This is a genomic window from Streptomyces sp. NPDC058662, assembly GCF_042716255.1.
Taxonomy (GTDB): Bacteria; Actinomycetota; Actinomycetes; order Streptomycetales; family Streptomycetaceae; genus Streptomyces.
Genome location: NZ_JBHXRU010000140.1, coordinates 1 through 12,347, shown reverse-complemented (window position 1 = coordinate 12,347; position 12,347 = coordinate 1). Strand labels below are relative to the sequence as shown.

At 76.7% G+C, this 12,347-nt stretch carries 11 protein-coding genes and 1 pseudogene; 5 read left to right on the top strand and 7 right to left on the bottom strand.

Translation table 11 applies throughout. The features are described 5' to 3' along the window. Positions 1-287 precede the first annotated feature (287 nt). Positions 288-1,478 (top strand): MFS transporter, encoded by a 1,191-nt coding sequence (locus ACFWUQ_RS29405; protein ID WP_384544068.1) that lies wholly within the window; start codon positions 288-290, stop codon positions 1,476-1,478. Here ACFWUQ_RS29405 and ACFWUQ_RS29400 read toward each other — a convergent pair. After that, positions 1,469-1,876, bottom strand: coding sequence for a cupin domain-containing protein (locus ACFWUQ_RS29400; protein WP_384544066.1), 408 nt, complete (start codon positions 1,874-1,876; stop codon positions 1,469-1,471). The genes ACFWUQ_RS29405 and ACFWUQ_RS29400 overlap by 10 nt on opposite strands. A gap of 183 nt (positions 1,877-2,059) precedes the next feature. Here ACFWUQ_RS29400 and ACFWUQ_RS29395 point away from each other — a divergent pair, with 183 nt between their 5' ends. Both ACFWUQ_RS29395 and ACFWUQ_RS29390 read left to right on the top strand, forming a co-directional pair. After that, positions 2,060-3,004 (top strand): pseudouridine-5'-phosphate glycosidase, encoded by a 945-nt coding sequence (locus ACFWUQ_RS29395; RefSeq protein WP_384544064.1) that lies wholly within the window; start codon positions 2,060-2,062, stop codon positions 3,002-3,004. Continuing rightward, positions 3,001-3,942, top strand: a complete 942-nt coding sequence (locus ACFWUQ_RS29390; RefSeq protein WP_384544062.1) for a carbohydrate kinase family protein — start codon at positions 3,001-3,003, stop codon at positions 3,940-3,942. The genes ACFWUQ_RS29395 and ACFWUQ_RS29390 overlap by 4 nt, the downstream gene beginning before the upstream one ends. A 120-nt stretch (positions 3,943-4,062) precedes the next feature. On the opposite strand, the gene ACFWUQ_RS29385 is transcribed toward ACFWUQ_RS29390, so the two are convergent. Both ACFWUQ_RS29385 and ACFWUQ_RS29380 read right to left on the bottom strand, forming a co-directional pair. Next, complete coding sequence (locus tag ACFWUQ_RS29385; protein WP_384544060.1) at positions 4,063-4,731, bottom strand: uridine kinase; 669 nt, start codon at positions 4,729-4,731, stop codon at positions 4,063-4,065. 85 nt (positions 4,732-4,816) lie between these two features. Further along, positions 4,817-5,218 carry a cupin domain-containing protein gene (locus ACFWUQ_RS29380; RefSeq protein ID WP_384544058.1) on the bottom strand — a complete coding sequence of 134 codons (402 nt, stop codon included), beginning with the start codon at positions 5,216-5,218 and terminating at the stop codon, positions 4,817-4,819. 107 nt (positions 5,219-5,325) lie between these two features. Between ACFWUQ_RS29380 and ACFWUQ_RS29375 the strand changes: the two genes are divergently transcribed. Beyond that, positions 5,326-6,021: a DUF2293 domain-containing protein gene (locus tag ACFWUQ_RS29375; protein ID WP_384544056.1), complete on the top strand. Its 696-nt coding sequence runs from the start codon at positions 5,326-5,328 to the stop codon at positions 6,019-6,021. Here ACFWUQ_RS29375 and ACFWUQ_RS29370 read toward each other — a convergent pair. After that, on the bottom strand, positions 5,977-6,708 hold the full coding sequence (locus ACFWUQ_RS29370; protein ID WP_384544054.1) for a chaplin: 732 nt from the start codon (positions 6,706-6,708) through the stop codon (positions 5,977-5,979). The genes ACFWUQ_RS29375 and ACFWUQ_RS29370 overlap by 45 nt on opposite strands. A gap of 126 nt (positions 6,709-6,834) precedes the next feature. Between ACFWUQ_RS29370 and ACFWUQ_RS29365 the strand changes: the two genes are divergently transcribed. Continuing rightward, positions 6,835-7,383 (top strand): HAD domain-containing protein, encoded by a 549-nt coding sequence (locus ACFWUQ_RS29365; RefSeq protein WP_384544052.1) that lies wholly within the window; start codon positions 6,835-6,837, stop codon positions 7,381-7,383. Here ACFWUQ_RS29365 and ACFWUQ_RS29360 read toward each other — a convergent pair. The 3 genes and pseudogenes from ACFWUQ_RS29360 to ACFWUQ_RS29350 all read right to left on the bottom strand — a co-directional run. Further along, the gene (locus tag ACFWUQ_RS29360) at positions 7,364-8,569 is read right to left on the bottom strand and encodes an SWIM zinc finger family protein (RefSeq protein ID WP_384544050.1); all 1,206 of its coding nucleotides are present in this window, start codon (positions 8,567-8,569) and stop codon (positions 7,364-7,366) included. The genes ACFWUQ_RS29365 and ACFWUQ_RS29360 overlap by 20 nt on opposite strands. Next, a complete protein-coding gene (locus ACFWUQ_RS29355; RefSeq protein ID WP_384544048.1) occupies positions 8,566-11,529 on the bottom strand; it encodes an SNF2-related protein in 2,964 nt (987 codons plus the stop codon). The genes ACFWUQ_RS29360 and ACFWUQ_RS29355 overlap by 4 nt, the downstream gene beginning before the upstream one ends. 113 nt (positions 11,530-11,642) lie before the next feature. After that, positions 11,643-12,347: pseudogene (locus tag ACFWUQ_RS29350) on the bottom strand (hypothetical protein); the annotation flags it as partial.

The following is a 12,347-nucleotide window of genomic DNA, read 5'->3' as shown; positions in this document are numbered from 1 at the left end:
GCCCCGCCCGGCCCCGCCCGGCCCCGCCCGGCCCCGCCCGGCCCCGCCCGGTGCGATTACCGGTTCCGCCGCGCGGTGGCGGAGTGGCACACTGCCGCGGTGACTCCTCCCGCCGCCGCGCCCGGCCCCGCCGCCCGCCCGTGTCCCCCGTCCCCGCGCCGCCGGAGCGCCGTCCGCCGGACGCGGCCGGGGCGCGCGGCGTGAGGGCCTCCTCCGGTACCGACCGGCCGGCGGCCGTCACCGCGGCCGACCTGCCCCGGCTCCAGCGGCGTACGACGGGCGTACTGATGGCCGCCCAGGTCCTCGGCGGCATCGGCGTGCCCATCAGCATCGCCCTGGCCCCGGTGCTCGCCACCGAGGTCAGCGGCACCGAGGCCCTCTCCGGCTTCGCCTCCACCGCCTCGGTGGTCGGCACCGCCCTGCTCTCCCTGCCCCTCGCCGCCCTGATGACCGCGCGCGGCCGCCGGCCCGGACTGGTCCTGGCCTACCTGATCGGCGCCTTCGGCGCGGGCCTCGTCGTCCTCGCCACCGTCGTGAAGAGCTTCCCGCTGCTGATGCTCGGCATGGCCGCCTTCGGCGCCGCGTCCTCCGCCAACCTCCAGTCGAGGTTCGCCGCCGCCGACCTCGCCGCCCCGGACCGGCGGGCCCGGGCGATCTCCCTCGTCGTGTGGGCCACCACCCTCGGGGCCGTGCTCGGACCCAACCTGTCGGCCCCGGCCAGCCGGAGCTTCGCCGGCACCCCGATACCCGAGACGGCGGGCCCCTTCGTATGGGCCGCCGCCGTCTTCCTGCTCACCGGCGCGCTGGTCGCCGTACTCCTGAGACCGGATCCGCTGCTGACCGCCCGGGCCCTGGCGGCGCCGGAGGAGCAGGCCCGCGCGAACCGTCCGCTGCGCGCGGCGCTCGCCGCCGTCAAGGCGTCCCCGCGCGCCCGGCTGGCCCTGCTCACCGTCGCCGTCTCCCACACCACGATGGTGTCGATCATGGTGATGACCCCGGTGGACCTCGGCCACCACGGCGCCGGACTGGAGCTCATCGGCCTGGTCATCAGCGGTCACATCGCGGGCATGTTCGCCTTCTCGCCCGTGATGGGGTGGCTCGCGGACCGCGTGGGGCGGTTGTCCGTGATCGGCCTGGCGGCCGGGCTGCTCGCGGTGGCGACGCTCCTCGCGGGCACGGCCGGGGCGAGCCACGGCCGGAGCGCCCTCGGCCTGTTCCTGCTCGGACTGGGCTGGTCCGCCGGGATGGTGTCCGGCTCCGCGCTGCTCACCGACTCGGTGCCGCAGTCGGCGCGGGCCGCCGTACAGGGCCTGAGCGACCTCACCATGAACACGGCCGCCGCGGTGGGCGGCGCACTGTCCGGCCTGGTCATGGCCCAGGCCGGCTACGGCTGGCTGAACGCGATCGGGGCCGCGCTGCTGCTGCCGATGGCGGCGCTCGCGCTGTTCACCGCGCGGCGCCGGCCCCGTCAGAAGTAGCTGATGTGGTAGGCCTTGCGGAGCGTCTCGTGCACCGTCCAGGTGGTCCTGTCCCCCTCGCGGAGCACGCAGGCGGAGCCGGGGCCGACCTCCAGGGTGGCGCCGCCCTCGACCTCGATGGTGGCCCGGCCGCTGACGACGACGAACAGTTCGTCGGCCTCGATGTCGGTGACCACGCCGGGGGTGATCTGCCAGATACCGCGCACCTGCCTGCCGTCCGCCGACTCCCACAGCACCCTGCCCGTCACGACGGGGTCGCCGGAGACGATCTGCTCGGGGTCGAGCTCGTCGGCCTCCAGTTCGGCGTCCGGGACCTCGCTCACGGAGACGGCGAAGGAGGCGGGGGCGGGGGCAGGGGCGGGGGCGGCGGACTCGTCCGGCTGGTCACTGGTGCTCATGGCGCGCCAGCCTAATCCGGCCCGCCCCCAGCCCGCGGTGACCACAGCGTCCAGCATCGCGAGCGCGGACGCGTCACCCTGTCGAGGGTGCGGGCCGGAGCCCGGGGCCGCTGTTCGGCCACGATCGGCCCGGGGCGGCCGGAGCGCGTTTGGGTGAGCTGATCCTGTGCCAGGGATGGGGACATGTCACAACACACAGCAGCCCGGCAGCCGCTTCCCGTACCCGTCCTGTCGGAGGAGGTACGCGAGGCGCTCGCCCGGCGCCGGCCCGTCGTGGCCCTCGAATCCACGATCATCGCGCACGGTCTGCCGCGCCCCCGGAACCTGGTGGTGGGGGCGGAACTGGAGGCCCTGGTCCGTTCGGAGGGCGCGGTGCCGGCGACGATCGCGGTCGTGGACGGTGTGGCGTACGCGGGTCTCGACAAGGCGCAGCTGGAGCGGATCGCGGGCGGCGAGGGGGTGCGCAAGCTCGGGCACCGGGACCTGGCCCCGGCGCTCGCGACGGGGGCGACCGGCGCCACGACGGTGTCCGCGACCGCCTTCCTGGCCGCGCGGGCGGGCCTGCGGGTCTTCGCGACGGGCGGGCTGGGCGGCGTGCACCGGGAGTGGGCGCAGACGCAGGACGAGTCGGCGGACCTGTCGCTGCTGGCGCGGACACGGATCACGGTGGTGTGCGCGGGGGTGAAGTCCATCCTGGACGTGCCGGCCACGCTGGAGCGGTTGGAGACGCTGGGGGTGGGGGTGCTGGGGTACCGGACCCGCCGGTTCCCCGGCTTCTACCTGGCTGATTCCGGCGAGCCGGTGGACTGGACGGTGGACCGGCCGGAGGAGGTGGCGGCGGTGATGGCCGCTCAGGACGCCCTCGGGGGGCCGGAGTCGGCGCTGCTGGTGGCCAACCCGGTGGCGGAGGAGGGGCAACTGGATCCGGTCCTGCACGACCGCGTGCTGGCGGAGGCGCTCGCCGCGTGCCGGGAGCGGGGCATCACGGGGCAGGCGGTGACACCGTTCCTGCTGGACTTCCTGGTCCGGGCCACGGAGGGGGCCGCACTGGAGGCGAACCTCGCGGCGGTACGGGGCAACGTGCGGCTCGGGGCCCGCATCGCGGGGGCCTGGGCGGCCCGGGCATGACCGCGCCGGGGGGCGAGACGGCCGCACACGGTGCGGGGGCGTCCGGGGCGGGGGCGCTGCTGGTCGTCGGGGGTGTGGTGACGGACGTGGTGGCGATCCATCCGGAGCCGCTGGTCCCGGCCACCGACACGGCGGCCCGGATCCGGACCCTGCCGGGCGGAGCCGGGGCGAACGCGGCCTGCTGGGCGGCCCGTACGGGGACGGCGGAGGTGCGGCTGCTGGCCCGGGTGGGCTCCGAGTCGGCGCGCTGGCACGAGCGGGCGCTGCTGGCGGCGGGGGTCCGGCCCCGGCTGGTGACCGACCGGACGGAGCCCACCGGGACGGTGGTGGTGCTGGTCGGCAAGGACGCGGAGCGGACCTTCCTGAGCGACTTCGGGGCGGCCCTGCGGCTCTGCCCGGCCGACTGGGCCCCCTCGATGCTCGACGGGGCGGCCCACCTCCACCTGTCCGGTTACCTGTTCTTCGCCGACTCCAGCCGCGAGCTGGCCCTGGTCGCGTTGCGGGCGGCGCGGACCCGGGGGGTGCCGGTGAGCGTGGATCCGGCCTCGGCGGGCTTCCTGGCGCGGCTGGGGCCCGACCGCTTCCTCGACGCCGTGGCGGGGATCGGCGTCCTCCTGCCCAATGAGGACGAGGCCCGGCTGCTGGCGGGCCTGCCGGAACCGGCCGGGGTGGCCGCGGCCGCGGCGGAGCTGAGCCTGCGGGTGCCGCTGGTGGTGGTGACCCGGGGCGCGGCCGGGGCCCTGGTCGCCGAACGGGGGCGGATCACCGCCGAGGTGGCGGCGGAGCCGGCCGAGGCGGTGGACTCCACGGGGGCCGGGGACGCGTTCACCGGCGGCTTCCTCGCCGCCCGGCTTGCGGGCGCGGACCCCGTCGAGGCGGCCCGGGCCGGGTGTCGCGCGGCCGCGGTCGCGGTGACGCTGCTGGGCGGGAGGCCGTAGGGCGGCCTGCCGGACCGGCTCGCGGACAGGCGGGCACGGGCGGGGGCCGGGCCGAGGACGGTGGCCCGGCCCCCGCGACCGCCGCGTGACGGGCGCGGGGGCCCCGGGGTCGGGCTCGACCTACCGTTCCCGTACGCCGGTCCAGGCGGGGTGGCGCGGATCGTCGGCCCTGACGAGCACGTCGGCGGCGGACGCCGGGTCGGTCTCGGCCTCGTACCGGGCGAAGGCGGGCAGGGTCCAGCGCTCGGACTCCTCGGTGCGGCGGGCCAGCGCCCCCGCCGAGAGCTGTACGTGGACGGAGAGGTCGAAGGGGAACCAGTGCCCCAGCAGCAGCGGACCGTGCACGATCAGCACGCCCCCCGGGGCCAGCTCCCTGTAGGGGCTGCGGGTCGCCCGGTCGGTCACCGGGTCCCAGAGGTCGGGCAGCACGCGTCCGGTGCCGCCGGGGTCGGTGGGACCGAACACCTCCCGCCAGAGCGCGCCGGTGTCGTACCAGGCACCGAGGTAGGAGTCCACGTCCTCGCGCCCGAACTCGAAGCGCAGGGAGGCCGGCCGCAGGAAGCCCGCGGCAGGGACCACCAGGGCCGGCCGGCCGCGCGAGCGCAGCGCGTCGGCGAGTGCGGCGGCCGGTACGCCGGTGTCGGCGGCCGGGGCTCCGTCGACGCCCACGCGCTGCCACCCGCTCGCGCCGGGATCGGGGGCGCTCCCGCCGGAGTGCACCGCGAGGGTTTCCAGACGGGCCGCCAGCCGCTCGGCCATCCGCTGCCAGGTGATCGCTTCGAACCGCACGGACCCATTGTGTCGGCCCGCGGTCGGCGGCCGGCCCCGGTGTCCTCGTCGGGCCCCCCGGGAGCCGGCACCGGCGGGGGCGGACTCACTCGGGGTGCGCCCGGCAGACCGCGGGGCCCACTCCGCCGGGCGGGGGGACGGGTATGGCGAAGGGCTCCCGGTCGGGGCCCGCCGGGACCACGTAGAGGACGACGGGCTCAGTGCCGAGGTTGTGGCCCAGGTGGACGTGGCCCGCGCCCGCCCGCTCCACGAAGGTCGCGCCGGCCGCGTGCACCTCGATCGTGCGGTCGTGCAGGACCCGGGTCAGCGTCCCCGACCTCACGACGGCGTCGAGCTGGACCCGGTGGTAGTGCCAGCCGGTGCAGGCACCGGGCGCGATCACTATCTCCCGCCCGGCCGGGGGTACCGCGAAACGGGCCCTCGCGGGCCGTACCGTCGCCTGCTGTCCGCCCATGTTCCCTCCCCCGGCGAGCCCTTCGCAGCTCACCGGCCTCACCGTAGAAGGACACCCCCGCATCGAGGAAGAGTTGATGAAACATCGAACTCCCTTCCTCCGCAGGTGATAGGAGCCCCGTCCGGCGGTATCACACCCGCATGAGCCTGGTGGTGTTCGAGTCCCGGAAGCAGATCAACTGCGCGGAGTGCCGTCGGGGCCCGCTCCGGCACCTCGTGCGCGAGGCGGGCGTGCCGCGGTGCCTGGACTGCGCCGATCTCGGCCATCTCGTCTACCTCCCGCGCGGGGACGCCGCGCTCACCCGCCGGGCCCGCGAGGCCAGTTCGCTGTCCGCGGTCGTCGTCCGCCTCAACCGGCGGCGCCGCCGCTACGAGCGCCAGGGACTCCTCGTGGAGGACGCGGCCCTGGCCCGCGCGGAGCGCTCGTGCCTCGCGGACGCCGAGGCGCGGGCCAGGCGCCGGGAGCGCGACCGGCTGCGCCGCGCGGCCGAGGACACCCGTTTCACCGCGGCGTTCGCCGCGGAGATACTCCGGCTGTTCCCCGGCTGCCCGCCCGCCCGGGCGCTCGCGATCGCCACTCACGCCTCGGTGCGCGGCAGCGGCCGGGTGGGCCGCAGCGCCGCCGGCCGGGCCCTCGGCGAACCGGCGGTGTCGATGGCGGTACGGGCGGCCGTGCGGCACGCCGACACCGAGTACGACGCCCTGCTGATGGCGGGTGTCCCGAGGTTCGCGGCCCGGGCCCGGCTGGCCGCGCGGATCGACGCCGTCCTGGACGGCTGGCGTACGGGGCCGCTACTGGAGGCGGAAGCGGCGGTACAGGAGCGCCCCGCCCAGTAGCAGTGCTCCGCCGCCGGGCAGCAGGTAGCCGAGGCCGTCGGCGCCGGTGCTGGCGAGTGCCTCGGTGTGCCGCGGCGGGGCCACGGGGGCGGTCGGGGCCACGGGGGCGGGCGGGGTCACCGGGGCGGGCGGGGTCACCGGCCGCTCGGCCGCGGGCGGCTGGACGGGCTTGCCGCCGGTGGGCCGCTCTCCGTTGACGGAGGTGTTGCCGTGGGCGCTGTTGCCGATGCCGACGACATTGACGGAGTTGCCGCTGAGGTTCAGCGGCAGGTCGACGGGGAGCTGGATCCCGTTTCCGGACAGCAGTCCCGGCGAATCCTTTCCGCGTGCGTCGGCCGCGGCCCCGCCGCCGTTGCCCGCGCCGGGTTTCGAGGGCCCCGACGGACCGGACGCCGGATGCGAGCCGCTCGTCCCCGCATGCCCGCCGCCACCACCGCCGGCGGTGTTCGAACAGCGGTTCCCGGCGGCCGGGTTGAGCAGGCCGATCACGTTCACCGTGTTCCCGCAGACGTTCACCGGCGTGTTCACCGGCAGTTGGACCAGATTCCCCGACAGCAGCCCGGGTGAGCGCTCGGCCCGCCCGCCGGCCTCCGCGTCGGCGTGCGCGAGCCCGCCGACACCCGCGACCGCCAGCCCGCCTCCCGCAACCAGCGTCGCGATCAAGCCATTCCGACGACTGTGACGCATCAGTTCCCTGCCTTCCGGAGGAGTCCGCGGGCGCTGCACCCGCACCGGAGACAACGCCCTGAACCCGTTCGGGTTATAGGGCCGGTAGGCATTTCACCCCATCGTGTACTGGGTAGTGGCTACTTCATGACTGGACGACCACTGCTCCTCCTCGACGTGGACGGTCCGCTCAACCCGTTCCGCGCCGCCTTCCCGGCCCTGCGCGGATACACAGGTCACCGGATGCACCCGACGGTCTGGACGGCCCGGCGCGCCCCCGGGTCCCGCAGCGCCCGGCGCGGTCTGAAGGTCCGGCTGCACCCGTCCCACGGCGCCCGGCTCCGCGCCCTGCCCCTCGAACTCGTCTGGGCCACCACCTGGATGCACCAGGCCAACACGATGATCGCCCCGCACATCGGCCTCCCCGGGGATCTGCCCGTCATCGAGTGGCCGGAACTTTTCGCCCGCGATCCGGACGGCCTGTACTGGAAGACCCGCCCCCTCCTCGACTGGGCCGCGGGCCGCCCCTTCGCCTGGGTCGACGACATGATCACCGCGCGCGACCGCGCCTGGGTCGCCGCGCACCACCCGTCCCCGGCCCTCCTCCTGCGCATCCACCCGCGCCACGGCCTGCGCGACCGCGATTTCACGGCGTTGACGCAGTGGGCGGCCGGGATCAGCGCCGGAGGGCGGTGACCGGGTCCGGGGAGGGGCGGCCCGTGGGCCACCAGTCCTCCTCGTCGGGACGGGACTCGTAGCCGTACCAGAGGGCGTCCCGGCCCAGGCGGAGCTGGCGGGTCCGGGCGGTGAGGCGGTTGCGGTCGGGGCGGAAGGAGCCCTCGCCGGCGGCGAGGAGCACCGGGCGGGCCCGGTCGAAGGGGCCGGCCGGCGGGTCCCAGGGCTCCTCCAGCGCGGCGAGGGCCGGCCGGCCCCCCTGGCGCCAGGCCGCGGCGGCCCGGGCCACATCGGTGGTGGTCCGGCCGGTGGCCCGGGCCAGGTCGCGGTAGAGGGCGCGGGCCGGCCCCGTCAGCCCCGCCGTGGGGTGCGCGGAGACCAGCCGGGCAGCGTCCTGCCACAGGCCGAGCCCGGCTGTCGGGTCCTGCCCGGTTCTGAGGAGGGCCAGGGCGCGGGCGGCCGCGTCGGAGGCGAGCTGGTCCAGGGCCAGCGGATCGGGGGCCGCCGGATCCGCCGGGTACGCGGGCGGGAGGCCCGCGGTGGCGGGCGCGGCGAGCGGGGCCGGCAGCAGCGGCAGAGCGGTACGGGAGAGCGCCGCGCGGGCCGGCACGCCGGGGAAGTCCGGGGCGGCGGCGGGCCGTTCGCGTGCGGCGTGGGCGGCGTTGCGGCGGGTCAGCTCGTCGAGGAGCTCCCGCTCCCCCCGGCCGCGCAGGAGCAGCAGGACGAAGGGGTCCTCGTCGAGGAGGCGGGCCGCGCGGTAGCACAGGGCCGCCGCGTGCTTGCAGGGCGGACGTGCGACGTCGGGGCAGGAGCAGCGCGGGACGAGCTCGCCCTCGGCGGGCAGGACACCGTCCGCGAGCGACTGCGGAACCTCCCGCTCCAGCAGCGCGGCCAGGGCGGCCGGATCGGCGGCGACGGCCTCCAGCAGCTCGCTCCACCCGGTGTCGGAGAAGGCGGGCAGGGACAGCTCGGTGCGGTAGGGGCGGGCCCTGCTGCCCCGTACGTACGCCACGATCCGGCCCGGGGTGACGGTCACCGCGTCCACGTGGCCCTCGGCGGCGTACGTCCGGCCGCGGGCCAGGCGCGCCGGGTCCCGGGACACCTCTTCGAGGGCCGTCACCCAGGCCCGGCCCCACCAGCTGACGGCTTCCACCCCGGCGGGCACGGTCTCGAAGGTGCGGCGGCGGTCGTCCCGGGCGGTGATCACGCAGGCCTCCGCAGGGAGACGAGGTCGGCCAGCTCCCGGTCGGTCAGCTCGGTCAGGGCCGACTCCCCGGAGCCGAGGACGGCGTCGGCCAGGGCCCGCTTCGTCTCCAGCATCTCGGCGATGCGGTCCTCGACGGTCCCCTCCGCGATGATGCGGTGGACCTGGACGGGCTGGGTCTGGCCGATCCGGTAGGCCCGGTCAGTGGCCTGCTCCTCGACGGCCGGGTTCCACCAGCGGTCGAAGTGGACGACGTGCCCGGCGCGGGTGAGGTTCAGGCCGGTGCCGGCCGCCTTCAAGGACAGCAGGAACACCGGGACCTCGCCCGCCTGGAAGCGGTCCACCAGCTCCTCGCGCCGCGCCACCGGCGTCCCGCCGTGCAGCAGCTGGTGCGCGATGCCCCGGTCCGCCAGGTGCCGCTCGATGAGCCGGGCCATGGTCACGTACTGGGTGAACACCAGGACCGACCCGCCCTCGGCCAGGATCGTGTCCAGCAGCTCGTCCAGCAGGGCGAGTTTGCCCGAGCGGTGTGCGATGCGCGCCGGCCCGACCTCGGACGGGACCTCTTTCAGGTACTGCGCGGGGTGGTTGCAGATCTGCTTGAGCGAGGCCAGCAGCTTCATGATCATGCCGCGTCGCTCCATGCCCTCGCTCGACTCGATCACCGCCATCGCCTCGTCCACCGCGGCCTGGTACAGCGAGGCCTGCTCGCGGGTGAGCGAGACCGGGTGGTCGGTCTCCGTCTTCGGCGGCAGCTCGGGCGCGATCCCCGGGTCGGACTTCTTGCGGCGCAGCAGGAAGGGGCGTACCAGCGCGGCCAGCCGGGCGACCGCCGCCTCGTTGCCCCCGTCCTCCTCCTGCTGGTGCTCGACCGGCCGGGCATGGCGGGCCCGGAAGGACGTGAGCGGGCCCAGCAGTCCCGGCGTGGTCCAGTCGAGCAGCGCCCACAGTTCGGAGAGGTTGTTCTCCACGGGGGTGCCGGTCAGCGCCACCCGGGCCGGGGCGGGGAGGGTGCGCAGTGCCTTCGCCGTCGCGGAGTGCGGGTTCTTGACGTGCTGGGCCTCATCGGCGACGACCATGCCCCACCTCTGCTCCGCGAGCAGCGGGGCGCTGGCGCGCATCGTGCCGTACGTGGTGAGCACGAAGCCGCCCGCGCAGGAGGTCAGGTCCTCGGTACTGCGGCTGCCACCGTGGAAGCGGCGCACGGGCGTGCCGGGCGCGAACCTCTCGATCTCGCGCTGCCAGTTGCCCAGCAGCGACGCGGGGCACACCACGAGCGTCGGCTCGGGCCGGTCCCGGTGCAGGTGGAGCGCGATGAGGGTGACGGTCTTGCCGAGGCCCATGTCATCGGCGAGGCAGCCGCCGAGGCCGAGCGAGGTCATCAGGTCCAGCCAGGCCAGCCCGCGCGCCTGGTAGTCGCGCAGCGTGGCCTTGAGCGCGGGCGGCGGCGGCAGCGGGGCGAGCTCCCCCGTGAGCCGCTCCCGCAGGGCGGCCAGCGCCCCCACCGGGACCGCCTCGACCTGCTGCCCGTCCACCTCGGCCGTCCCCGACAGCACGGTGGCCAGCGCGTCCACCGCGTCGAGCAGCCCCAGCTCCCGCTTGCGCGCCCTGCGCACGAGCTCGGGGTCGACCCGCACCCACTGGTCCCGCAGCCGCACCACCGGCCGGTGGGCCTCGGCCAGGGCGTCCATCTCCCCCGGGGTCAGGCGGTCGCCGCCGAGCGCCAGCTCCCAGGAGAAGGCGAAGAGGTGGTCCGCGTCGAAGAAGGCCGTGCCGTCGGTGGCGGAGCCGGGGGCGGTGGAGCGGACGACGGCGGTCGCGGAGAGGCTGCGGGCGAGCTCGCGCGGCCAGTGGACCGGCACCCCGGCCTCGGCCAGCCGGGTCGCCGCCCTACCCAGCAGGTCTTCGAGCTCCGGGTCCGACAGGGCGAGGACGTCGGGCGCGGGCTGGTCCAGCAGGCGCAGCAGGGGCGGCCACACGCGCGCGGCACGGCGCAGCGCGAGCACCGCGTCGATCCGGGCGCGGGGGCCGAAGCCGGCGGCGGCCGTACCCGCCCAGAGCGTCGCGGCGTCGGTGACCAGGGTGGGGTCGGCGAGGCTGTGCACCTGGACGACGGCGGCCCCCGCGCGGCGCGGGGCGTCGGCGCGGTCCGCCGCTCCCCCGCCCTCGTACGCGTCCCGGTGCCCGTATCCGTGCCCGTCCTCGGCGCCCGCGCCCGCGACCTCGTCCGTGTCAGCGTCCACGTCCGCGTCCGCGTCGAAGAGTCGGAAGGAGGACAGGTCCAGCCTGAGCGAGATCCCGACGCCCGTGTCGGCTCCGGCCGCGACCTGCGCGGCCCAGTCCTGTATACCGGGCACCCGCTGCGGCTCCCGGGCGGCGAACGGGCGGCCGGCGGCCACGGCAGCGGCCGGGGTCCGCGGCAGGCTGTCGGCGACGGCGTCGAGGAAGGCGCGCAGCAGTGCCTCAGGGCCGGGCAGCTGGAGCGGGCGGCGGCCGGCGAGGGGCGTCGCGTACCCCTCGTACGGGAGGGCGGCCGCGACGGCGCGCAGGTGGTCGATGTCGGCGGCGTCCAGCGGCCCCGCCCGCCACGCGTCGATGCCGTCGGGGGTCAGCCCGGGGAGCAGCCGGCCCCGGGCGACCAGCGTCAGGGCTTGGGTGGCGGCGGTCCCCCAGGCACGGGTGGCGGGATGCGCGCCGGGGCTGCGGGGTGCCTGGACGAGCAGCGGCAGGGCGGAGGTGACGGACAGGGTCGCGGCGGGCACCGTACGGCTGCGGACGCCGTCCCCGTGCGGCCGCACGACCGTGAGCGGTACGGTCCTCCCCGCCTCCGGCAGGTCGTCCCCGTCGGGCGCCCAGAACGCGATCCGGCCCTGCCGGGGCACGTCGGCGGGCAGGAAGACGGCGGCGTGGCGGAGCAGGGCGCGCGCGTCGTCGTGCGGTCTCGGCTGTGGCTGCGATGTCACGGCGCCCCCTTCCTCTGCTCTGCGACCGGCACGGACGCCCGGTTCAGCCGAGTCTAGGCGCGGCCACCGACAACGCCGCTGACCTGGGCGCCCACCGGGCGGACCCGGCTCCGTCAGCGGCTCCAGCGGGACTGTTCCCCCGCGTAGCCGTACGCCGGGCGGCCCGTGGCGGCGCTCGTGCGCAGCGGGCGCCCGGCATCGTCGAGGCGCAGGGTGCCGGCGCCCGCCGGCCCGGTCCAGCGCAAATCCAGTACCCAGTCGCAGTCGCAGCCCGCGGTGGCGGCCTCCACCCGCAGCACGACGGGCTCGGCGGCCGAGACGCGCATCGGGAGGGCGGGGGCCGGCAGCGCCGAACCGGCGTCGTTCCCGGCGACGGGCCGGGCCAGCGGGCGCGGAGCGTCCAGGTTCACCGCGAAGGCGGCGGGCGTGAGGGCCCCGCCGCAGCCCTGCGACATCTGGTACACGTTCCAGGCGGGCGGGGTCCGGCGTGCGGTCACCCGGACGTCCAGGCCCTCCAGCACCACCGTTCCCGTCCCCGTGCCGTGCAGGGTCACCTCCACGATCTGCGTGCCCGCGTGCACGGCGCGCTGCGCCGCCGCCCAGGCGGGGGCGTCCGCTTCGACCGGTGGGGCCGGCATCGCGCCCGGGCCCCGTTCGGCCAGGTACGCGTGGTCGCAGCCGGCCGCCCACACATGGGTGCGCACCGCCGCCCGGAGCGGCGCCGCCGGGGCGGCGGACGGGGCGGACGGCGGCGTCGACGCGGTGGTCGGGGCGGACGGCCCGGGCGGCGCGGTGGTCGGCGACCCGCGGTCCGGCGG